The sequence below is a fragment of the Methylophilus sp. DMC16 genome, assembly GCF_056314045.1.
In genome coordinates, this window is sequence record NZ_JBQUZC010000002.1 from 531,058 (window position 1) to 552,070 (window position 21,013).

Consider the following 21,013-nt stretch of genomic DNA (forward strand, 5'->3'; position numbering starts at 1 on the left):
ACTACGAAAGCTGACGTTGCAACAAATTCAGCATGGCGCTATCCCCGGAAACGCCACTGCAGTAAACCGTCAAACCCGCCGCACTTGCCTGCTCGGCAATACGGGCATGGTTAACAAACAAAGGCGTGGCTTGCAGCCAGGCTGCATCCTGCGCCAGGTCGAGCAAAAAGCGCAAAGCCTCACTGCTAGTCACGACGATACCCTGCAATTTGCCTTCATCATAAGCCTGCGCCAGCACTTGTGCACTGCTTTGCGGATTGACGCGGCGGTAACATTCACCAAACACGACCTCCGCCCCGCGCTGTTTCAAGGTCTCGGCCAGTACTTCGCGTCCGCCCACCCCGCGCACAATCAACACGCGTTGCCCTGACATCGCCTGAAAGGCCTCTAATGCCAGCAGCGACTCACTATCAAACCGGTCTTGCGGGGTCAGTACTTGCGGAATACCAAACGCCTGCAAACTGGCTGCAGTCGTTGGGCCAATCGCGGCAAACTTGAGGCTGGGTGGGATGCCTGCCTGCTGCAGTAAAGGCATGCCATTTTGCACGGCATTGCTGCTGATAAAAATGACCCAGTCAAACTGGGCCAAGGGCGTGATGGCTTGATCAAAGCCACTGAGATCAGGCAATGCCTGAATATCCAGTAGCGGAAACGAGATCACCGCACCGCCGGCGGCCTCGATGGCGGCCGTTAGCTTGGTCGCTTGCTCGGGGGGGCGCGTGACTGCAATCCAGCGTCCGGCCAACGGCAGGGTCATTTTATGCCATCCAGCAATGCCAGAATCTTGTCGGCACCGCGCGCCACCAATTGCAGGGCCAGTTGCTGACCCAGTTTTTCAGCCTCTGCTGCGGATCCCGTGACGGTCTCTTTCAGCATTTGCTGACCATCCACGCTGGCGACAAATCCCTGCATGGTGATAGTGTCATTTTGCTTGGTGGCATAAGCGCCCAGCGGCACCGTGCAACTCCCCGCCAATGCGCGGCTAAAGCCACGCTCTGCCAGCACGCAAAGCTCGGTGTCGGGGTGATTAAGCGGTGCCAGAATAGTTTTCAAGTCTGTCCGCGCGGCATTGATTTCAATGCCCAAGGCACCCTGACCTACTGCCGGAATGCTCTCTTGCGGAGAAATAAACTGGCGGATGCGATGACCCAATTCGAGACGGATCAATCCAGCCGCCGCCAGAATAATCGCGGCATATTGGCCTTCGTCCAGCTTGCGTAACCGGGTTTGCAGGTTACCGCGCAAGGATTCAATCTTAAGCGTGGGAAAACGCGCCTGTAACTGGCTTTGCCTGCGTAAACTGGAGGTGCCCACCACACTGCCAGCGGGCAGGTCATCCAGGCGGGCATAGTCATTGGAGACAAACGCATCGCGCGGGTCCTCGCGCTCGCCCGTTGCCACCAGCGTAAAGCCCTCTGGCAAGTGCATGGGCACATCTTTCATGCTGTGCACAGCCAAATCGGCACGACCATCTGCCAGCGCGTTTTCAAGCTCTTTGACAAACAGGCCTTTACCGCCAATTCTCGATAACGGCGAATCCAGAATTTGATCCCCCATGGTCGTCATGCCCAAAATACTGACGTCGCATTGTGGATACAAGGCCTGTAATCTGGCCTGGATGTGCTTGGCCTGCCACATGGCAAGTGCGCTTTCGCGGGAGGCAATGACCAACTTGGCGGGAGAGTTCAGTGTGCTCAAAATGAATAACCTGTGATGAAGTTAGCTGGATTAAGCTGCGCATTTTAACACGGCATGTCCAGATAGCCGCGCAAGCAGCGTAGATGAACCTTTGAGCCACAAGGGAGTCGGATTGAGTTATGCTGAGCATTCGGCAAACACCTCAAGTGGCGATAAAAGTCATGCTTTTAAACATAAAGAGGAGGACTACTCATGCAGTACCAAATCGAAATTTTTCTTTCTTCTCTCAATCAATTCTGGATCGAACTCGTACATTTTGTGCCCAAATTACTGGCAGCCATGGTGATCCTGTTTTTTGGCTGGCTGGTAGCCAAAGCAGTCCGGTTGGGCGTAAAGCGCATTCTGGAACTCTCGCATTTTGATACCTTTGCGCAAAAGTCAGGCCTGGAAGCCTTTATGCGTAGCGCTAATTACAAAGTGAGCCTGAGCGGCATTATCAGCCAGGTGGTGTATTGGCTGGTGATTCTGCTGTTTGTCATTACCGGTGCCAATTCGCTGGGCCTGAGTGAAGTGGCCGCCCTGTTAAAAGAACTGGCCAGCTATCTGCCACACATCATTGTGGCGATTTTGGTCGTGATCTTTGGGACGCTATTTGCCCGCTTTATCAATCGCCTGGTGTTTGCCTGGCTGCACAGCATCAAATTTGACCAGGCGCTAGTGATCAGCACTTCGGCCGAGTATTGCATCCAGATTCTGGCGATTTTCATCGCATTGGAGCAATTAGGCATCGGCATGCAGCTGATACATTCATTATTCGTGATTGTGTTTGGCGCGGTGTTTTTAGCGCTAGCCATCGCCTTTGGTCTGGGTGGCCGTGATTGGGCCGCAAAAGTGATAGACCAGGCGCAACAGAAGAAAAAATAGCGGCATACGGCCACTACTTAAGTGGCCTTAATGATGTGCTGGTGACGGCGGCTGACCATCAGGGTCTCGGGAATACCCTTAAGCAAGACCACCCAGGCTGCCTCGCCCGCCTCATCGCCCTCGGTCATGCGTTGTTTTTCAAAGCCGCTGATGGCTGCGCGTGCCACCAGTGCGTTGCGGTGTATACGGACGAACAGATCGGGATAACTTTGCTCCAGCTGTGTGAGCGAGCCCTCGAGTAAATAACTTTTTTCGCGCGTGCGCACGGTGATGTATTTAAGCTCAGCGCGCAAATAAAGCACCTCGGCGATGGGCACCAACATGATTTTGCCACGTTCGTGGATGCTTAAATGATCATGGGTTTGCTGCAAAGGCTGCAATGCTTGTGACTGCGCCGCTGGCAAAGGCTGCGCTTTGGCCAAGGCCGTTGCCAGGCGCTCACTTCGAATCGGTTTCAGCAAATAATCAATCGCATTGAGATCAAAGGCTTGCAGCGCATAATGGTCATAAGCCGTGGTAAAAATCAGTTTGGGCGGCGTTGCCAGGCCACGCAAATGCTGGGCCAGCTCAATGCCATCCATCACGGGCATGCGGATATCCACCAGCACAATCTCGGCTGCGTGTTGCTGCAACAGCGATAATGCCTCCACGCCATTGGCTGCCTCACCAACAATCTCATAACCACCGATATCCCCCACCAGGTCGCGCAAGCGCTGCCTGGCCAAGGGCTCATCGTCTACAATCAACAGACGCTGGCTAGCCATGCACCACCTCGGACAAGGGCCGGGTCGGGATGACGATTTCAACGATATAACGTTGATCCGCTTCGTACTGACGCAACTGCGCCTCGAGATCGTAATGCAAGCGCAGGCGTTCACGAATGTTCTTGAGCGCCATTTTATTGCCACTCGCCCGGTTGCTTGGCGGGGGGAGTGGGTTGCTTATCCTTAACAGCAAGCTTTTGCCGCTGGGTTTGATCTCAATATGCACCACGCCGCCTTGCGGCTGCGGCTCAATGCCGTGATAAATGGCATTCTCAAGCAAAGGCTGCAAAATCAGCGGCGGAATCATCATCTCTGGTGGCAGCTCAGACAATTGCCAGTCACATTGCAGCCGTTCATCCAGACGCAGTTTTTCGATATTGAGGTATTGGTGACACAAGGCAATTTCTTGCGACAACGGCACCAGGTCACGGTTATCCGCCATCAGCACGCGGAATAGTTCAGCCATATCCTCCAGCGCCGTTTCAGCACGCTGCGGCTGGCTGCGGATCAATGACAAAGCTGCATTCAGGCTATTAAACAAAAAATGCGGGCGAATGCGCGCCTGCAAGGCCTGCAACCGTGCCTCGGCGATGGCAGGCGAATACGCCCGCTGCAGCAGATCGAGGTAATACAGGCACAGCAGGACATCGGAGGCAGAGAGCAACAGCACCTGACACCATTGCGCGGCACGCAAAGGGACAATCCACACATGGTAGCCTTCCGTGGCCAATGCGGTCAGGCCAACCGCCAACAGCACAATCCCTGCCAGGGCCGGGCGATACGCCCAGCGGCTCATCCACGGATAAGCCAGGGTCAGCGCCCCCATCACCAGCAACAATGGCGGCAGCCACTGACTACTGATCTGCGTCAGTGCGTTTACCCAGGCGCTAATACTTCCGTCCGGCTGTCCATCGTAGACCACCAGCAACGCCAGCAAACACAGATGCAGCAACAGCACACGTAAGTGTATGCCTAGATTGCGGAAATTGGGAATGCGGCTAGTTTTACGCACAGCGTGATGTTCATTTATAATGTGGCTCCAGCATCATAAGTATTCAGCGCCTCGCGCGCAAGCCAGCCTTATTGGCAGAAAGAATTTGTTTTGACCGCACCCAAACCGACAACCCAGTCTTCTTTGCATCAAAAAGACCAAGCCTGGTCCGGCCGCTTCAATGAGCCGGTCGCCGAACTGGTTAAACGTTATACGGCCTCGGTCGACTTTGACAAACGTCTGGCCAGGTTTGATATTGAAGGCTCGATTGCCCACGCCACCATGCTCGGCGCACAAGGCATCATTTCGGCGCAAGATGTAGAAGAGATCAAACGCGGCCTGGGCGAAATTCTGGCAGAGATTGAAGCAGGCCAATTTGAATGGCTGCTTGATCTTGAAGACGTACACCTGAATATCGAAAAACGCCTGACCGAGAAAATCGGCGATGCTGGCAAACGCCTGCACACCGGCCGTTCACGCAATGACCAGGTAGCCACCGATGTGCGGCTGTGGTTGCGTAGCGTGGTCGATGACGCGATTGCTGGTATCCGCGCCCTGCAAACCTCCTTGCTGGATTTGGCCGAACAGAACGCTGCCACCATCATGCCTGGCTTTACCCATCTGCAAGTCGCGCAACCGGTGACCTTTGGCCACCACCTGATGGCCTATTTTGAAATGCTCAACCGCGATGCCGAGCGCTTTGCCGATGCCCGCAAGCGGATCAACCGCCTGCCCTTGGGCGCGGCCGCACTGGCGGGCACCAGCTACCCGATCAAGCGCGAGCTGGTGGCCGAACTGCTGGGGTTTGACAGCGTATGCCAGAACTCGCTCGATGCCGTGTCTGACCGCGACTTCGCCATCGAATTTAATGCCGCTGCCTCGTTGCTCATGATGCACTTGTCGCGCTTCTCCGAAGAGCTGATTCTATGGATGAGTCCAAGATTCGGCTTTATTGATATTGCCGACCGCTTCTGTACCGGCTCGTCTATCATGCCGCAGAAGAAAAACCCGGATGTGCCAGAACTGGTGCGTGGCAAAACCGGCCGCGTCTATGGCCATTTAATCGGGCTGCTGACTCTGATGAAAGGCCAGCCACTGGCCTACAACAAAGACAACCAGGAAGACAAAGAACCGCTGTTTGATGTGGCTGACACGCTGCTGGTGACCTTGCAGATTTATGCCGACATGCTGCGTGGCATTACCGTCAAGGCCGACAATATGCGCCAGGCGGCGCTGGAAGGTTTTGCCACCGCCACCGACCTCGCCGATTACCTGGTGAAAAAAGGCATGCCGTTCCGTGATGCGCACGAAGTCGTCGCGCATGCCGTCAAAGCGGGTGTGGAATCTGGCCGCGACCTGGCCGAATTCAGCCTGGCTGAGTTACAAGCATTTAGCAGCACCATCAGCGACGACGTGTTTGAAGTGCTGACGCTCGAAGGCTCCGTCGCCAGCCGCAACCACACTGGCGGCACCGCCCCAGAACAAGTGCGCCGCGCCATTGCGCAAGCCAGAGTACAGTTAGGGCGCTGATGATCCTCCGCCACCCTCACCAATGGAATCTCAGATCATACTTGGTGATGATGGCGGGCTTGATGATTGTCATCGGCGTGATGCTCCGGCTATTTAACCATCCCGTGCAGGCCGCGTTTGGCATCGCCAATCCCAAGCAAGAGCAATCCATGCTCTGGCCCTTGCTGCCCGGTGAAAGCGTCAACAGTCTCGCCGCCAAACTTTACCCGCAAAGCCCCGTCCTCCAGCAACGCTTTGTGCAGCAATCACTCACGCTGAGCCGCAGCCGCGGCATCCTGCTCAAGGCCGACCAAGCGGCCAAGTATGCGCAATTAATCGCTGTGCCCAATGCACAAACCCTGCACACCATCACCCACCGCATCAAAAAAGCCGATGAAGTCGATCCGCAAACCTTTGTCACACCCGGCCTGGTAATGAGTGTGCAACTCTCGCAAGGCGCCCAGCAAAGCTCGGGGTGGCATTTGCCAAAGCTTTCGCTGCCAACCGTGCACCTGCCAGAATTACCGGCACTTAAAGGCTATTCCTTCTCGGTGGATCATTTAACGCGCCGTGTCATGGCCGTGAGAACGCATGTGGTAGACACCTACCAGGCTAATGCAACAGCGATTGCTAACACCCCGCTCAACAAGCTTTATCAAACACCGCAATTGGCGGTGATTGTATTGAGTGCGCTCTTGTTGCTGGTGTTGAGTTTGGTTTGGGGTGTTTTGGAAGAGCGACGGCCTAAGCGGTAACCTTTGCATTACATTCTTTTTCGCCTTTAGGCGACCGTTCTTTCTTATGCTTGTCCATAAGAAAGAAGGCAAAGAACAAGACGCCCTAGCTTACGCTTGTTTCCTGCGTTGCTCATCAGCGTGGGCGGCCATTGAAACTCGCCCTGACAAGCCACATACTTCGTGGCTTGTTGTGGAACTCAAACAGGCAATGGCCGACAGCTCCCACGCTGATTGCGCTACTCGGCGCGTCAGATAGGGGCCCGTTTAAACCCACCACAATGAAACGTTAGTCGGGCATGTTGAATTCAGAGCGCTAGGTTACTTTTCTATTTCAAAACTGAAACTACAAACCATTTTTTCACGGTGATCGAGCGGGCTGCGATGTTAAAAGTTTCGCATAGATGAAGGCGTGTGGTTTTATGGGCCCCTATCTGACGCGCCGAGTAGCGCAGGCAAAACAAGAATAAAGGGAGCGACTGTTCGAGTCCCGCAGCAGCTCACGTATTTTGTGAGCTGCCAGGTCGAGTTTCGTGACCGCTTGTTTTGGTGAGCAACGCAGGAAACAAGCGTAAGCTAGGGTGCACTTTCTTTTGGTTACTTTATCTTTGTGCAAGCAAAGAAAAGTGACTCGCCGAGGGGCGACAGAGAGCGTGACAACCAATCACCGATCACACGCGTGGGCATATATGCCCACCCTACCACTTTCAAACTCCTGCTTGCGTCAGGTGTTACGGTAAAAACATCCCCAATAACTCATTCAAAAACCGCTGCCCTTTCAATGTCGGTGCAATTACCCCACTCTGCTCCGCCAACAACCCTTGTTGCTGCGCCGCCAGCAAGGTCGACTGAATAGTCCTTAATGGCAATCCCGTCCGTTGCTGAAACAAACTAGCCTCCACCCCATCCACCAGCCTTAACGCATTCATCATAAATTCAAACGCCAAGTCCTCACGCCCAATCTGCCATTCACTATCCACCATCTGGCCAGTGGCGATAGACTCGAGATACTTTTTCGGATGCTTATGCCGACTTTGGCGAATGATCTTGTCATGAAAACTGAGTTTGGAGTGCGCGCCTGCGCCTATGCCCAGGTAATCGCCAAACGTCCAGTAATTGAGGTTGTGCTGGCACTGCTGGCCAGGCTGGGCAAAGGCGGAAGTTTCGTAATGCTGGTAACCACTCCCAGCAAGTATTTTCTCGATTTCTTCCTGCATGGTGGCGCTGGTATCGTCGTCGGGCAAGCTCGGTGGCGTGCGGTGAAACGGTGTGTTGGGTTCCAGCGTCAGGTGATAAAACGAGAGGTGCGCGGGTTTGATCTGGCAGGCGGTTTCGGCATCTAGCAATGCATCTTCAAGGCTTTGTTCTGGTAGTGCATACATCACATCCAGATTAACCTTTTCAAAGGTATTCAGCGCCAACTCGGCGGCGGCCAGCGCTTGGTCGCGGTCATGAATGCGGCCCAGCGCTTTGAGGTATTGCGGCTGAAAGCTTTGAATGCCGAGCGATACGCGGTTGACGCCTGCTTCTCTGTAACCCTTGAAGTTGGCGATATCCACTGTGCCCGGGTTGGCTTCGAGCGTGACTTCAGCGCCATATTCCAGCGGCGTGAGCATACGCACATGGCTCAAAATCTTATCAATCGACTCGGCAGAGAAAATACTGGGCGTGCCGCCGCCAAAAAACACGCTGCGGATTTTGCGGCCCCACACCAGCGGCGTCGCTTGTTCAAGGTCGGCAATCAAGGCATCCACATAAGCGGCTTCCGGGATTTCCTGCCGTGCTTCGTGCGAGTTAAAGTCGCAATAAGGGCATTTGCGCACGCACCACGGGATATGGATATACAACGAAAGTGGCGGCGGATTGGTGAGGCCGCTCAGCGTGATGTCGCCTTGTAGCGGTGCATCTTTCAGGCTATTGGCAGGATAAATCGGAATCATGCGCGTATTTTAACCTGTATCCATCCAGGCACAGGGACTTAAACACTTTGCAACAAGGCTCTGGGTGGCTGGTTAAACTGGTTGCGCGCCACCAGCCAGGCAGACAAGGGCACCAACACCATCGCCGCCAGCAAGGCCTGCATGGTCAGCCAGGCGTTGAACTGATAGTCCATCTCCAGCACCCCCGTCGCCAGATAATAGGCCGCAATATTGGTGAAAATATTGGCGACAACGCTGGCGAGTACGCCGATACATAAGAACTCCACCAGCATGGCCAGCACCACCTGCTTTCTTGAAGCGCCAAGCACCCGCATCAAGGTGCTTTCGCGCACGCGCTCTTCGCGGGTTGCCATCAGCGCGGCATACAGCACGGCCAGGCCAGCCAGCAGGCTAAAACCAAACACAAATTCAATCGCATAGCTCATTTTGCTGATCAGGCTTTGAATCTGCTCCAGCACCGCCGCCACATTGATGATGGTTAAATTGGGGAATGTTTTGACCAGCTGGTTCAGGGCGTCCTCTTTGCCCGCTGGCAGGTGAAAGCTGGTGAGGTAATTGGCAGCATAATGATCCAGCACTTTCGGTGGCGTCACCGCAAAAAAATTCACATGCATGCTGTTCCACTCCACCTTGCGCAAACTGGTGATGGTGAGCTCTAGCTGGGTGCCGGCCACATCGTAAGACAATTTATCGCCCAGTTTTAAATTGAGTGTTTCAGCCAACCCCTGCTCTAACGACAACAGCGGTTTACCAGCATCCTCAGCACGCCACCACTGCCCTGCCACCAGTTCGTTATCGGCCTGCATTTGTGCAGCCCACGATAGGTTGAACTCCCGCTCGGCCAGGCGCTTGGCGCGGTCATCTTTGTACGCTTCAATATTAAGTGGCTTACCGTTTACTGAGATCAGCCTTGCGCGCACCATGGGAAAAATATCCGCATGCTGAATAGCATGCGCACTTAATAGCGCATTGATGCCGGGAATCTGGTCGGCCTGGATATTGATGACAAAACGGTTAGGCGCATCTGCGGGTAACGAGGTCTGCCAGTTTTTCAGCAGGTCATTACGCACAAATGCCAGCAGCAAGATCGCCATCAGGCCCATGCTTAAGCCAACCACCTGGGCGATGGTCAACATCGGTCGCCGTCTTAAGCCCATGAACCCGAGCTTGATCACACCGAAATCTCGCACACTGAACGTCTGCACGAAACGCATGCCCGCATAAGCCAGCAAACCAGCCACCACGACCAATCCAAATAGCGCAGCCAATACAATCCCGGCCAGCTTGATATCCCCCGCATGCCAGAACACCAGCCCGGCCAATACCAGCAATGCGGGTAAAAACATCAGACCATGGCTGCGCAAATTGCCTTCTAAATCCTGACGCAAAATACGCAGTGCAGGCACCGCCCGTAAACGCTGCAATTGCGGCCACACCACTGTCAGCAAAGTAGCAAAGCCAGTGGCGAAACCCAACAAGACTGGCATCCAGCCCGGGGCTGGCAACGTTTCGAGAAACAGGCGGCCAGCAAGGATCGCCAAGCCATATTGCGCGGCAAAGCCCAGCACACACCCGATCACGCTACCCACCAATGCCAACAGCAAAGTCTGGTAAAGCAGAATCTGTGTAATCAGCTTTTTGGTCGCGCCAAAACAACGCATCAAGGCATACGCATCCAGGCTCTTTTGCACATAGGGGATACTCGCCAGCAACATGGCCACCATCGCCAGAATCACGCCGACCATGGAGGCAATGCCGAGGAATTGTTGCGCTTTGTTGAGCGCACTGCGCATTTCCGGGCGCGCGCTGCGGATATCGTCTACCCGCTCACCGCGGGCTAATTGCGGTTTCAGCCATTCGGCGTAGTCTTCCATAGCCTGATTTACCGCTGCGCCATCGGTATTGGCAGCCACCAGCAACTGGTATTTCACCCGGCTACCAAACTGGACTAGGCCCGTCGCAGGCACATCGGCGCTATTCATAAACAGGCGCGGCGCAATGCTGAACATATCTCCGCCCCGCGACGGTTCCTGCAATACAAAGGCCGCGACCGTAAACTGGCTGTCACCGACGCTGATCTTGTCCCCTATTTTCAGTGCAAGTTTTTGCGCCAGCCGTGGCTCAATCCACACTGCTCCGCGAGCAGGGATCTCTGTTGAAAGAGATTCTTTCGGCGCAGTCACTGACTGCCTGCTAATGCTCAACTGTCCCCGTAGCGGAAACCCCGCTTCCACCGCCTTGATCTCGGCCAGCTCACTACTGTCGTCTTTCAACACCATGCTGGAAAACTCCAGCGCCTGCGTGGTCTGGTATTGGCGCCGCTGTGCCTCGGCAAGATATTTTTCCGGGAGAACATGGTCTGAATTCACCACCAGATCCGCCCCAAGCAGCACATTGCCCTGGGTTTGCATGCTGGCTTTGATACGGTCCGTGAAAAAGCTGACTGAGGTGGTTGCCGTCACCGCCAGGATTAGCGCAAACAGCAATACGCGGATTTCACCCGAAGACCACAGGCTGCGGCACTGACGCCAGGCGATGGAGAAGGCCAGCATTAATGCGCCCCTGCCTGCGTGTCGGCTATCGTGATCTCGCTGAGCACGCCACCCTGCAAATTCAACACACGCTGGCAACGCCTTGCCAGATTCATATCATGCGTGACCAGCACCAGCGTGGTGCCGCTCTTGGCGTTTAAATCAAACAGCAATTTGATAATCGCCTCGCCGGTCGCCACATCCAGGTTACCGGTTGGCTCATCGGCGAATAAAATCGAAGGCTTGGCTGCAAACGCCCTGGCGATCGCCACCCGCTGCTGCTCGCCACCCGACAATTGTTTTGGGTAATGCGTGGCCCGTGCTGCCAGACCTACACTGTCGAGAGCAGCGATGGCAATCGCCTGCGCATCCCGCTGTCCCGCCAGCTGCAATGGCAGCATCACATTTTCCAACGCGGTCAGTGAACCCAGCAATTGGAATGATTGAAAGACAAATCCCATGTATCTGGCACGCATCGCCGCACGGCCATCTTCATCCATCACGCCGATATCTTCACCCGCAATCAGGACTTTTCCGCTGCTTGCCGTGTCCAATCCAGCCAATAAGCCCAGCAATGTCGATTTACCCGACCCAGAGCTGCCAATAATCGCCAGCCGCTCACCCTGCGGCACGGCCAGATTCAAACCAGTCAAAATAGGGAGTGTTGTATCATTGCTAACAACCGATTTACTTAACGATACCGCTTCAACGGCATAAGGACTTTGCATTAATGATGTTCCGATTTCTCAAGATATTAAGCGTTTGCACTACTCTAGTTTTTCCATTTTTTGCCGATGCCGCCCTGGCTGAAACAACATCTAAACCGGTGATTCTGGTGTTTGGAGACAGTTTATCCGCCGCCTATGGCATCCCCAAAGAAAAAGGTTGGGTGAATTTATTGGCGCAAAGAATAAAAGACAAGCAATTACCCTACGAAGTTGCCAACGCCAGCGTCAGTGGCGAAACAACCGCGGGCGGCCTCAGCCGTTTGCCTGCCGCAATTCAGCAGTTTAAACCCAGTATTGTGTTAATAGAACTAGGCGCCAACGATGGCCTGCGTGGCTTACCGCTCGATGCTATGAAAAACAACTTGGAAAAAATGATACAGGCCAGCAAGCAAGCAAATGCACGGGTCGTGTTGTTGGGCATGTTGATCCCGCCGAACTATGGCCCCAAATACACAAACGGCTTTAAGCAAGTTTATCTGGATTTATCACAAACCCACAAAACACCATTCGTGCCATTTTTTCTGGATGGTGTGAGTGGCCACAGTGATTTGGTGATTGAAGATGGACTGCATCCTAATGTGAGTGCACAACCAAAGATATTAGAGAATGTTTGGCCCACGCTAAAACTGTTACTCATTAGTCAACGCAAAACCACCCAGTAATTTTTTGCATAGGTTTAATTTATTCAAACATCAAACCATTATCGTCCTTGTAATGACAGACTATGTATTTCTTGAAAATTTTATCCTGATATATATTCCAATAACTCTGCAGTAGCAGCATTTTTCATAACTCTGGCCCTAGCAGGACCAACACCATAAATATTCACCATTAAACTTTCTTCCGTATTATTGTGTAATTGTTCAATAGTATTTATACCTGCATCTTTTAATGTTTTTTTCTGCCATTTGGTTAAACCGACTAAAACATCAATTGATTTTTTAAGTAAAGACATTAATGACTCTTCATATTGCTCTTCGTCATCATTTTTGAGTAATCTCTCACAACCTGTATATGCACTATGGTTCTTACCAAACTCAGGAAATTTTTTTATGGATAAACTTTTATAAAATTCCTGAGATTCCCCATGTGGGTTGCTTTCAAGGGAAAGAATGCACCCATACTTTATTTCAAACCTTGCTCCTAATTCAGCCCTTGTAGCTCTGACCGCATTATCAATTTTACGAATGATTCCTGTATACGTAAGTAATCGCAATGATTCTTTAACAGCTTCTGGAGCATCCTTATGAATCCAAAAGTAAATCGTAGACTCGCTGATTCCTTTATCTTTTCTAGCTTTGTTGTAATCTTCGACACGAGGGATTACAGTATTTTCAAGAAAATCTCTGCCCCAATCTACAACTCCACGATGACCTTTATATTTCTCGCCAAGGTCCGTATGCTCCGCCCAAATTTGATTACGATAGAATGACTTGAGTTCACTATTTACGTTTGTGATATTAATTTTCTGCAACTCTTGGATCGTCCTTAAAAGCATTCGAGGATTTCCTCCGGAGGAGAGAGCAAGTGTATTAAATAAATCTCTATTTCTGTCTATTTCTGCAGCCAAACTCTCATCAGATTGTTTTAGGACAATATCCTTAAAGTATTGGAGGTAATCTGGATCAGAAATATTTCTGTCCAGTTTTTTATAAATACAATCATGAATTGGCTCAAAAGAATCACCAAAGTGAGTTACTCCAGGGTAAATTGCTGCGTTACAAGTCACATATGGAGACCTTAAGTCTTTGAATAAATTGAAGAATTGCCGCTGCTGTTCGGGGCGAAAGACATGTGCCGCTTCATCAAAGAAAAATATTACCCTTTCAAGTTCATTTTCTTCACAAATTAACTGTATTGCTTCTTTAACATCTTCAATATCTGGTAAATCTGATAGATCAACCTTTACCTTACCTTTATAGGACTCCTCGTATTCCTTGACTATTTGAGTGAGACTTTCTTCGACTTGCTCGTCTTCACCCTTCGAGTCATTACTTAACAAACTTGCAGTTAAATTTGATACAAGAATCCCCTTTTTGCGTAACTTATTTACCAATGCTTTTAAAGTTTTCGCCATCATCCAGTGATAGAACTGAAGATTGTCATCAGTACTAATTAGCGAGCTTACGTTAAAAGCAACAAATACAGTTACACAAGACTCATTCTCTTCAAGCTCTAACTCAGCAACGCGCATTAAGAATGATTTGCCTGTTCCTCGAGAGCCTTCTATCAAACAAGGTTCGTTTGACTTTAAAGCATCCAGAATAGCTCGATCAGCACTATTAACAACGGACAGATTCAAAATTTCAGACTGTCTTATACTTTCCGTTCTTAAGAAAAACTCGCTCATTTCCACCTGTGTCCAAATAATGTTGTTATTTCAGTAATGTGATTAAATTCTTCAGATACGAATTGCAAAGACTCTCTTGTGGATGCATCAAATAATTTTGCATATCTACAAACTGCTACAAACAATATCACTTCAGCAGCTACCTTGTAATAATTAAAATAATTGTCCAATAAGCTTTCATTAAAACTAAACTTTATTTCGGTTTTTTCCCATGTTTCATTGTTGCCATGAACATATTCCGAAAGTTGTCTATAAACTTTTATTGCCTTAGATCTATAGCCATCAACTTGACCAGTTAAATCTTTAAAGAAGGCACTACAAAATCTTTTAGATAAAACTCCATTATTCTCATCAACAAGAACTGACCATTTAATATCCAATTTCCCATCGAGCCACTCTTGAAGTTCTAATTTATTAACAGAAAAATGAAAAGTAGCTAACCCAAGCTCTAATGCCAGCCTCAGAGATGTAAAACCTTGTCTGTATAAACCTAGTGTCACATTAAAAGTTGCTGACTCTAATTGTGCACACACAATTTTAAGAATTGAACGCTCTTGAGGATCTATTACACATTCTGAAAACTCATATAGGCACGAGGATAAATGATGTAATTCTCCAAGAGATTGTTTACGCTTAATCGTTTCGTGAAAAATATTTTGTGAACCTACATTTAAATTGTCAAAGTATTCTTGTATATCCATAACTTGATATAATTTTCCTTGTATGAATGGACAATTTTAGGAAGCCATCTGGTTTTTATAAATCAGAAAAATTCTGAATCTTGACCGAACCTTCTGGAAACCTTGCCACGATCTCCAACTCCCCACCCATGGCCTGAATATGGCTACGCAGGGTAGATAAATACATGTCGGTGCGTTTTTCGATTTTTGCCACAGCAGGTTGCTGAATATGCAGCGCTTCTGCCATCATTTTTTGAGACAGGCCGCGCGCCTGACGCAACTCGTGCAAAGGCATTTCTTGCAACATTTGTTGTGTTTTTTGAGCGACCTTGGTTTGCGCTTCTGGTGAGAGTGCTGTCTTAAGCGTACTAAAGTTTTTTGCCATCTATCAATCCTTCCTTTATCAATGCCTTGATATGTTCATCATAGAGTCGATCAGCAACAGGAATGTATTTCTCATACCATCGATCATCACCCGTTTTGTCGCCACCAATCAGCAAAATAACTGCTCTGCGAGGATCAAATGCATATAACGTCCTAAATGGACGGCCATCGTGCTGTGTTCTCAATTCACGCATGTGGCCATGCCGTGACTGGTTAATTGCTGATGAATGTGGAAAAGGTAACTGGGTGCCCAACGATTCCAGCAACCCAACAGAAGCGGCAATAGATACTTGCTCATCTTCATTCAGAGAATGCCACCAAGCTTCGAATTCATCAGTATATTCAACCAACCATGCCATCTTAGCCCCCTTACAATATTCCGTCAATGGAATATTTGTGTTCATATCTTAAATTAAATTATTAAAATATGTTAACAAAATGATGGGCTAAAAGTACTGTTGATTTTTACGGCTTGTGCAATGGAAGTTTTAACGCGCATGCTTTTTTTAGATTTAAGCCATTTCTTCAAGCACCTGCAAAAATGCATCCCCATATTTCTGCAATTTCGCCTGCCCTATCCCGCTAATCTGCCCCATCTCAGTCAATGTCTGCGGTTTGCGATTATGAATTTCGAGCAAGGTACTATCGTGAAAAATCACATATGGTGGTACACCCTGTTCCCTTGCCAATTCTAACCTTTTAGCTTTAAGCGCTTGCCAGAGCGGATCATCATTCGCACCTTCAAAGGCTTCTTTGGCGCGGGCGCTGCGTTCGGCTTTGCTCATCCGTTTTTCTGGTTCTGCATCGCGGCGTAGCCAGACTTCTTGCTCGCCTTTTAATACTGGCCTTGCAGCTTCAGTGAGTTTCAAGCCGCCATAGGCAGCCATGTCTGCTTCCAGTAACCCGGCCGCAATCAGCTGGCGATAAACACCGCTCCACTGGTTTTGATTGAGGGTTTTACCGATGCCAAAGGTGCTGACTTTCTCGTGACCAAAGCGCTCGACTTGTGGCGTGACTTTGCCTATCAGCACATCAATTAGATGGCCGACGCCGAATCTTTGCCCTGTGCGGTAGACGCAGGAAAGCGCCATTTGCGCGACCTGGGTGGCTTGCCAGGTTTCGACCGGGTGCAGGCAGTTATCGCATTGGCCGCAGGCACCTGGGTGGCTCTCGCCAAAATAACGCAGAATACTTTGGTGACGGCAGGCGGTGGATTCGCAGTAGCCTAGCAAGGCATCCAGTTTTAAGCGCTCCAGCCGTTTGCGTTCTTCTGAGGCTTCGCCGCTATCGAGCATTTGCCGCATGGAGACGACATCGCCCATGCCGTAGACCATCCAGGCATTGGCTTGCAGGCCATCGCGCCCAGCGCGGCCGGTTTCCTGGTAATAGCCTTCCATGCTTTTGGGCAAATCTAAATGCGCGACAAAGCGGACGTTGGGTTTATCAATGCCCATGCCGAACGCGATGGTTGCTACCATGATGATGCCTTCTTCACGCAAAAAACGTCGCTGATGCAGCTCACGCAATTGCGCAGGCAACCCGGCGTGGTAAGGCAAGGCAGACCAGCCTTTTTCAACCAGCCAGGCGGCGGTTTCTTCGACTTTTCTGCGCGACAGGCAGTAGATAATGCCAGCGTCGTTGGGGTGTTCTCGCTCTAAAAAGGCCTGCAATTGCTGGCGGGCATTGTTTTTAATGCCGACGTGGTAGTGGATATTCGGGCGGTCGAAACTGGAAACGAACTGGCGGGCGTTTTCGAGGTTGAGCTGGCTGATGATCTCGGCACGGGTCGGTGAATCGGCAGTTGCGGTGAGCGCGATACGGGGCACCTCTGGGAAGCGGTTGTGCAGTACGGTGAGCTGGCGATATTCGGGCCGGAAATCATGCCCCCATTGCGAGACGCAATGCGCTTCATCAATCGCAAACAGGGCGAGGCCGGTGTGCTGCTGCACTTCATCGAGCAGGCTCAAAAAGCTGCTGACCATCAGGCGCTCGGGGGCGACGTAGAGTAATTTGATTTCACCGCTGACCACCTGGCGGGTGATGCGGGCATTATCTTCTGCGCTTAAACTCGAATTCAGAAATGCTGCGTTGACCCCAAGTTGTTGCAGGGCTTCGACCTGGTCTTGCATCAGCGCAATTAAGGGCGAGACAACAATGGCCAGGCCATCACGCGCCAAGGCTGGAATTTGATAACAAAGCGATTTGCCACCACCGGTGGGCATGAGCACCAGCGCATCCTGCCCGCTGATGACATGTTCTACGATGGCTTGTTGCTGGTGACGAAACTGGTTGTACCCGAAAACGTCTTGGAGGATTTGTTGTGGTGAGAGGCTTGCCATTTGGCAGGCCTAAATCTTGTTATAAGGATTAACTAAGGCGTCAACAAGCTCGTGCAACGCTTTACGCATCTGCGCTTCGCTGACCTCCATCAGCAAGCCGTCTTCCAGCGCGTCTTGGGCAATTTGTTTCAGCTCGTCAAAATTTTCGGCCATGACTTTGACCTTTTCGGTGCAGGACACCACCGAACCGTCATCGCGTACCCATTTTGGCCATTCATTACTCATGGTCTTGTTTACTCATCTTGTTTGTTTAATGACTGAGTGTTTTCAGTTGTTGCAGCAGTTTGGCCATCGCTTGACCGCGGTGACTCAACTGACTTTTGATCTCAAGCGGTAATTCTGCCACGGTTTTGCCAGTCTGCGTATCAAGAAACAGTGGGTCGTAGCCAAAGCCTTCGGTACCGCGGAACTCACGCAGGATTTCACCGCGCCATAGGCCATCGGCAATGATCGGTTGCGGATCTTGCGGATGGCGCACCAGCACAACCACGCTGTAAAAATAGGCACGGCGGTCGGCGATGCGTTCCATGGCTGTGAGCAATTTATCGTTATTGCGCTCGTCTTGTGTGAGCAGGCTTTTCGCTGGCTGTGGCCCGGCAAAGCGTGCAGAAATCACGCCTGGTGCGCCTTGCAAGGCCTCGACACACAGGCCGGAATCATCGGCCAGCGCGGGCAAGCCAGTGTGTTGGCTGGCATGGCGCGCCTTGGCGAGGGCGTTTTCAATAAAGGTGCCATACGGCTCGGGGCACTCTGGCACATTAAACTCGGATTGTGGCAGCACCTCGATATTCAAGGGTGCCAGCAAATGGGTGATTTCACGGAGTTTGCCTTTGTTGCCAGAGGCAATCACCAGTTTTTCAAACGGCAAGGCCATATTAAGCGGCCAGTGCGGTTTGCTGAATCACGGCAATTTCGCTGATGCCCTTGGCGGCAAGGTCCAGCATCTGGTTCATGGTTTCGCGGGCAAAGGGCTCGCCTTCGGCGGTGCCCTGAATCTCGACAAAGCCACCGTTGCCGGTCATGACCACGTTCATGTCTGTATCGCAGTCAGAGTCTTCGATATAGTCCAAATCCAGCACGGGTGTGCCTTGGTAAACGCCGACGGAAATGGCGGCCACAGAGTCTTTGATCGGTGTTTCGGTCAAGAGGCCTTTTTGCAGCAAGGTAGACACCGCATCGACCATGGCGACATAGGCGCCGGTGATACTGGCGGTGCGGGTACCGCCATCGGCCTGAATCACGTCACAGTCAAAGTGAATGGTGCGTTCACCGAGTTTTTCGAGGTCGATGATGGCGCGCAGACTGCGGCCGATCAGGCGCTGAATCTCTTGCGTGCGGCCAGTTTGCTTGCCTCGCGCCGCCTCACGGTCCATGCGGGAACCGGTAGACCGTGGCAGCATGCCGTATTCTGCCGTCACCCAACCCTGGCCTTTACCTTTTAAAAAGCCTGGGACTTTTTCTTCTACGCTGGCAGTACAAATCACCTGGGTATCGCCAAATTTAACCAGTACTGAGCCTTCTGCATGCTTGGTGTAATGGCGAATGATTTCGATGGCACGCAACTGGTCGTTGGCGCGCTGGCTGGGTCTGGTCATGGTTACTTTCTCTTATTTAATCAATTGCCGGGTTCTGCCCAGCGCTTCCTGAATCTCGGCAATCGCCTTTTCGATTTCTTCGTCAGTCAGGTCTAACGCATACGGACTGGGCGTGACCGGGCTTTCATTCATCATGGTGGTGGTGACGTCTAGCGGTAAATCCAGCGTTGAAATCGTCAGCGGGGTGACGATGCGTTCGCCCCACTGCAGCGCAATGGCGCTCATGTTATCACCAACGGTAATACTGGCGGCATCAGCATCGTCGAGCAAACGAGTGACACCATCATGGATATCCGCCGCCAGCATGTGTTGCGCCATACTGATCTCGGACACCACGTTCCAGACGCCATCCGAGCACAGCAACACCACATCGCCCTCCCGCAACGGAATCGGCGCAGTCAGTTCGACCTGCGGTTCACGATCCCCGCCGACGCAATTATAAATTTTATTGCGGTGCGGGTGATGGTTGACCTCGTCAGCGCGGATTTTACCCTCGCGCAACAAGGATTGCACCACAGAATGATCTTCTGTTTGAAACTCGACCAGGCCGTTACGGTAGAGGTAGGCGCGGGAATCGCCGACATGGGCGCAAAACAGTTTGTTGTGTTGAATCAAAGCCACGACGATGGTGGTACGCGGCGACTCTTGCAAACGCTTTTGCAGGCGGACGTTTTCGATCACCTCATGCACCTGTGCAATCTGCTCGCGCAAAAATTGCGCGGGTTGCGCAATCATAGGCTTTGATTCGCGCTGAAAGGCATCGATCATGGTTTTGACCGCGATTTCGGCCGCCACATCGCCATGCTGGTGCCCGCCCATGCCGTCTGCCAACACCATGAAAATGGCATGCCGATGGTAAGAGTAGGCCAGCCGGTCCTGATTATAGGGTCGCGGCCCCTGGCGACTGCCTTGTGCAATGGTGAATTTCATAGGATGAATTTCATAGTGGCTTGGTCAACACTTTAATAATTTTATCCACCAGCGAGCCACGCGGATCTTCAGCCACATGGATGCCGATCATTTTTTTCTGCAATGAAAACACACTTTGCGGTCTGAGCATGTAATCCAGTTGCATGCACTCATCAATAATCGCCAGCAGTTTTTCAGAGTATATCTGTTGCCCCAACTCCACGGCCGGCACCAGCGTATCGTGCTTGAGGCGCTGGTTGGCCGCGATCGGCGAGGCCCGGTGCAAACAGGCATACATACTGGCGCCTATGCTGTAAATATCACTCCAGGGGCCCAGGTGTTTGCGGTCTATATATTGCTCAGGCGGGGCATAGCCCGGCGTGTAAGTGGGCGCCAGCGTCACCTCGGACAAAGCCTGGCGCGCCGAACCGAAGTCCAGCAGCACTGGCGAGCCATCCAGGCGGATATAGATATTGGCCGGTTTGATATCAAGGTGCAGCAATTTGCGTGAGTGCACCTCACGCAATCCATTGAGCAACTCAACGAACATGCGGATCAGAAAATTCTCGGGCACAGGCTGCGCTAACGCCATGATGTAGTCTTGCAGCGATTTGCCACGCTCATATTTCATGACCATATAGACGGTGCTGTTGGCGCGGAAGAAGTTTTTCACGCGCACGATGTTTTTGTGCTCGATATTGGCCAGCGCCAGACCTTCTTCAAAAAAGCACTTCATGCCATGTTTGTAGGCGGCTTCATTTTTGCCATTAGAGCGGATATGCGTATCTCCCTCGCGCTCGGCCAAGGTCACCGGCATGTATTCCTTGATAGCAACCGTGGTTTTCTGCGCATCTTGCGCCAGATAGACGAAGCTGAACCCGCCCAGACTCAGCACCTTGGTAATGGTGTAGTCATGCAGCACAGTGCCTACCGGCAAGGCAAAATCGTATTTATGAGCGAGCTTCACTAGCGCTTTAACGTCACAATCATGGCTTTT

The 21,013-nt window shown here is 51.5% G+C and carries 21 protein-coding genes; 4 read left to right on the plus strand and 17 right to left on the minus strand.

Annotated features, from left to right (window positions below):
* Position 1 precedes the first annotated feature (1 nt).
* Entirely contained in the window at positions 2 to 757 is a 756-nt protein-coding gene (locus ACT53D_RS10675; RefSeq protein ID WP_476156127.1) for a uroporphyrinogen-III synthase, read from the minus strand.
* Entirely contained in the window at positions 754 to 1,689 is a 936-nt protein-coding gene (hemC, locus tag ACT53D_RS10680; protein WP_194749137.1) for a hydroxymethylbilane synthase, read from the minus strand. The genes ACT53D_RS10675 and hemC overlap by 4 nt, the downstream gene beginning before the upstream one ends.
* A gap of 201 nt (positions 1,690 to 1,890) precedes the next feature.
* Between hemC and ACT53D_RS10685 the strand changes: the two genes are divergently transcribed.
* The gene (locus ACT53D_RS10685; RefSeq protein ID WP_194749073.1) at positions 1,891 to 2,562 is read left to right on the plus strand and encodes a mechanosensitive ion channel family protein; all 672 of its coding nucleotides are present in this window, start codon (positions 1,891 to 1,893) and stop codon (positions 2,560 to 2,562) included.
* A gap of 17 nt (positions 2,563 to 2,579) precedes the next feature.
* On the opposite strand, the gene ACT53D_RS10690 is transcribed toward ACT53D_RS10685, so the two are convergent.
* Both ACT53D_RS10690 and ACT53D_RS10695 read right to left on the minus strand, forming a co-directional pair.
* Entirely contained in the window at positions 2,580 to 3,326 is a 747-nt protein-coding gene (locus ACT53D_RS10690; RefSeq protein WP_194749074.1) for a LytR/AlgR family response regulator transcription factor, read from the minus strand.
* Positions 3,319 to 4,338: a sensor histidine kinase gene (locus ACT53D_RS10695; RefSeq protein WP_476156130.1), complete on the minus strand. Its 1,020-nt coding sequence runs from the start codon at positions 4,336 to 4,338 to the stop codon at positions 3,319 to 3,321. The genes ACT53D_RS10690 and ACT53D_RS10695 overlap by 8 nt, the downstream gene beginning before the upstream one ends.
* A 90-nt stretch (positions 4,339 to 4,428) precedes the next feature.
* On the opposite strand from ACT53D_RS10695, the gene argH reads away from it, so the two are divergent.
* A complete protein-coding gene (argH, locus tag ACT53D_RS10700) occupies positions 4,429 to 5,847 on the plus strand; it encodes an argininosuccinate lyase (RefSeq protein ID WP_313984538.1) in 1,419 nt (472 codons plus the stop codon).
* 62 nt (positions 5,848 to 5,909) lie between these two features.
* On the plus strand, positions 5,910 to 6,581 hold the full coding sequence (locus ACT53D_RS10705; RefSeq protein WP_313985775.1) for a hypothetical protein: 672 nt from the start codon (positions 5,910 to 5,912) through the stop codon (positions 6,579 to 6,581).
* A gap of 710 nt (positions 6,582 to 7,291) precedes the next feature.
* Here ACT53D_RS10705 and hemW read toward each other — a convergent pair.
* The 3 genes from hemW to ACT53D_RS10720 are packed head-to-tail and all read right to left on the minus strand — an operon-like array spanning position 7,292 to position 11,759.
* Positions 7,292 to 8,500 (minus strand): radical SAM family heme chaperone HemW, encoded by a 1,209-nt coding sequence (gene hemW, locus ACT53D_RS10710; protein ID WP_194749620.1) that lies wholly within the window; start codon positions 8,498 to 8,500, stop codon positions 7,292 to 7,294.
* Between the two features lie 38 nt (positions 8,501 to 8,538).
* Positions 8,539 to 11,052 carry an ABC transporter permease gene (locus ACT53D_RS10715; RefSeq protein WP_476156133.1) on the minus strand — a complete coding sequence of 838 codons (2,514 nt, stop codon included), beginning with the start codon at positions 11,050 to 11,052 and terminating at the stop codon, positions 8,539 to 8,541.
* A complete protein-coding gene (locus ACT53D_RS10720) occupies positions 11,052 to 11,759 on the minus strand; it encodes an ABC transporter ATP-binding protein (protein WP_476156135.1) in 708 nt (235 codons plus the stop codon). Before ACT53D_RS10720 ends, ACT53D_RS10715 begins: the two co-directional genes overlap by 1 nt.
* Before the next feature lie 2 nt (positions 11,760 to 11,761).
* Here ACT53D_RS10720 and ACT53D_RS10725 point away from each other — a divergent pair, with 2 nt between their 5' ends.
* Positions 11,762 to 12,421, plus strand: coding sequence for an arylesterase (locus ACT53D_RS10725; protein ID WP_476156137.1), 660 nt, complete (start codon positions 11,762 to 11,764; stop codon positions 12,419 to 12,421).
* Between the two features lie 80 nt (positions 12,422 to 12,501).
* Here the strand turns inward: ACT53D_RS10725 and ACT53D_RS10730 are convergent, their stop codons facing one another.
* The 10 genes from ACT53D_RS10730 to ACT53D_RS10775 all read right to left on the minus strand — a co-directional run bounded on the left by ACT53D_RS10730 (position 12,502) and on the right by ACT53D_RS10775 (position 20,983).
* Positions 12,502 to 14,109, minus strand: coding sequence for a hypothetical protein (locus ACT53D_RS10730; RefSeq protein ID WP_476156139.1), 1,608 nt, complete (start codon positions 14,107 to 14,109; stop codon positions 12,502 to 12,504).
* Positions 14,106 to 14,810: a hypothetical protein gene (locus ACT53D_RS10735; RefSeq protein WP_476156141.1), complete on the minus strand. Its 705-nt coding sequence runs from the start codon at positions 14,808 to 14,810 to the stop codon at positions 14,106 to 14,108. The genes ACT53D_RS10730 and ACT53D_RS10735 overlap by 4 nt, the downstream gene beginning before the upstream one ends.
* A gap of 55 nt (positions 14,811 to 14,865) precedes the next feature.
* A complete protein-coding gene (locus ACT53D_RS10740; protein ID WP_476156143.1) occupies positions 14,866 to 15,174 on the minus strand; it encodes an XRE family transcriptional regulator in 309 nt (102 codons plus the stop codon).
* Positions 15,158 to 15,532, minus strand: coding sequence for a type II toxin-antitoxin system RelE/ParE family toxin (locus ACT53D_RS10745; protein ID WP_124552470.1), 375 nt, complete (start codon positions 15,530 to 15,532; stop codon positions 15,158 to 15,160). Before ACT53D_RS10745 ends, ACT53D_RS10740 begins: the two co-directional genes overlap by 17 nt.
* A gap of 153 nt (positions 15,533 to 15,685) precedes the next feature.
* Positions 15,686 to 17,512, minus strand: a complete 1,827-nt coding sequence (recQ, locus tag ACT53D_RS10750) for a DNA helicase RecQ (protein ID WP_476156146.1) — start codon at positions 17,510 to 17,512, stop codon at positions 15,686 to 15,688.
* Between the two features lie 9 nt (positions 17,513 to 17,521).
* On the minus strand, positions 17,522 to 17,737 hold the full coding sequence (locus ACT53D_RS10755; protein ID WP_275357407.1) for a hypothetical protein: 216 nt from the start codon (positions 17,735 to 17,737) through the stop codon (positions 17,522 to 17,524).
* A 25-nt stretch (positions 17,738 to 17,762) separates the two neighbouring features.
* Positions 17,763 to 18,386, minus strand: a complete 624-nt coding sequence (rdgB, locus tag ACT53D_RS10760) for an RdgB/HAM1 family non-canonical purine NTP pyrophosphatase (protein WP_476144825.1) — start codon at positions 18,384 to 18,386, stop codon at positions 17,763 to 17,765.
* A 1-nt stretch (position 18,387) separates the two neighbouring features.
* Positions 18,388 to 19,107: a ribonuclease PH gene (gene rph / locus ACT53D_RS10765; RefSeq protein WP_275357409.1), complete on the minus strand. Its 720-nt coding sequence runs from the start codon at positions 19,105 to 19,107 to the stop codon at positions 18,388 to 18,390.
* Between the two features lie 12 nt (positions 19,108 to 19,119).
* Positions 19,120 to 20,037: a PP2C family protein-serine/threonine phosphatase gene (locus tag ACT53D_RS10770; protein WP_313984570.1), complete on the minus strand. Its 918-nt coding sequence runs from the start codon at positions 20,035 to 20,037 to the stop codon at positions 19,120 to 19,122.
* Positions 20,038 to 20,047: 10 nt separating this feature from the next.
* Complete coding sequence (locus ACT53D_RS10775) at positions 20,048 to 20,983, minus strand: serine/threonine protein kinase (protein ID WP_275357412.1); 936 nt, start codon at positions 20,981 to 20,983, stop codon at positions 20,048 to 20,050.
* Positions 20,984 to 21,013 lie beyond the last annotated feature (30 nt).

Bases quoted from the DNA above. Each gene is read 5' to 3' on its own strand.
- ACT53D_RS10675 (WP_476156127.1), bottom strand. From the start codon at position 757: ATGACCCTGCCGTTGGCCGGACGCTGGATTGCAGTCACGCGCCCCCCC.
- ACT53D_RS10685 (WP_194749073.1), top strand. From the start codon at position 1,891: ATGCAGTACCAAATCGAAATTTTTCTTTCTTCTCTCAATCAATTCTGG.
- ACT53D_RS10690 (WP_194749074.1), bottom strand. From the start codon at position 3,326: ATGGCTAGCCAGCGTCTGTTGATTGTAGACGATGAGCCCTTGGCCAGG.
- ACT53D_RS10705 (WP_313985775.1), top strand. From the start codon at position 5,910: ATGATTGTCATCGGCGTGATGCTCCGGCTATTTAACCATCCCGTGCAG.
- hemW (WP_194749620.1), bottom strand. From the start codon at position 8,500: ATGATTCCGATTTATCCTGCCAATAGCCTGAAAGATGCACCGCTACAA.
- ACT53D_RS10715 (WP_476156133.1), bottom strand. From the start codon at position 11,052: ATGCTGGCCTTCTCCATCGCCTGGCGTCAGTGCCGCAGCCTGTGGTCT.
- ACT53D_RS10720 (WP_476156135.1), bottom strand. From the start codon at position 11,759: ATGCAAAGTCCTTATGCCGTTGAAGCGGTATCGTTAAGTAAATCGGTT.
- ACT53D_RS10725 (WP_476156137.1), top strand. From the start codon at position 11,762: ATGATGTTCCGATTTCTCAAGATATTAAGCGTTTGCACTACTCTAGTT.
- ACT53D_RS10730 (WP_476156139.1), bottom strand. From the start codon at position 14,109: ATGAGCGAGTTTTTCTTAAGAACGGAAAGTATAAGACAGTCTGAAATT.
- ACT53D_RS10735 (WP_476156141.1), bottom strand. From the start codon at position 14,810: ATGGATATACAAGAATACTTTGACAATTTAAATGTAGGTTCACAAAAT.
- ACT53D_RS10740 (WP_476156143.1), bottom strand. From the start codon at position 15,174: ATGGCAAAAAACTTTAGTACGCTTAAGACAGCACTCTCACCAGAAGCG.
- ACT53D_RS10745 (WP_124552470.1), bottom strand. From the start codon at position 15,532: ATGGCATGGTTGGTTGAATATACTGATGAATTCGAAGCTTGGTGGCAT.
- recQ (WP_476156146.1), bottom strand. From the start codon at position 17,512: ATGGCAAGCCTCTCACCACAACAAATCCTCCAAGACGTTTTCGGGTAC.
- ACT53D_RS10755 (WP_275357407.1), bottom strand. From the start codon at position 17,737: ATGAGTAATGAATGGCCAAAATGGGTACGCGATGACGGTTCGGTGGTG.
- rdgB (WP_476144825.1), bottom strand. From the start codon at position 18,386: ATGGCCTTGCCGTTTGAAAAACTGGTGATTGCCTCTGGCAACAAAGGC.
- rph (WP_275357409.1), bottom strand. From the start codon at position 19,107: ATGACCAGACCCAGCCAGCGCGCCAACGACCAGTTGCGTGCCATCGAA.
- ACT53D_RS10770 (WP_313984570.1), bottom strand. From the start codon at position 20,037: ATGAAATTCACCATTGCACAAGGCAGTCGCCAGGGGCCGCGACCCTAT.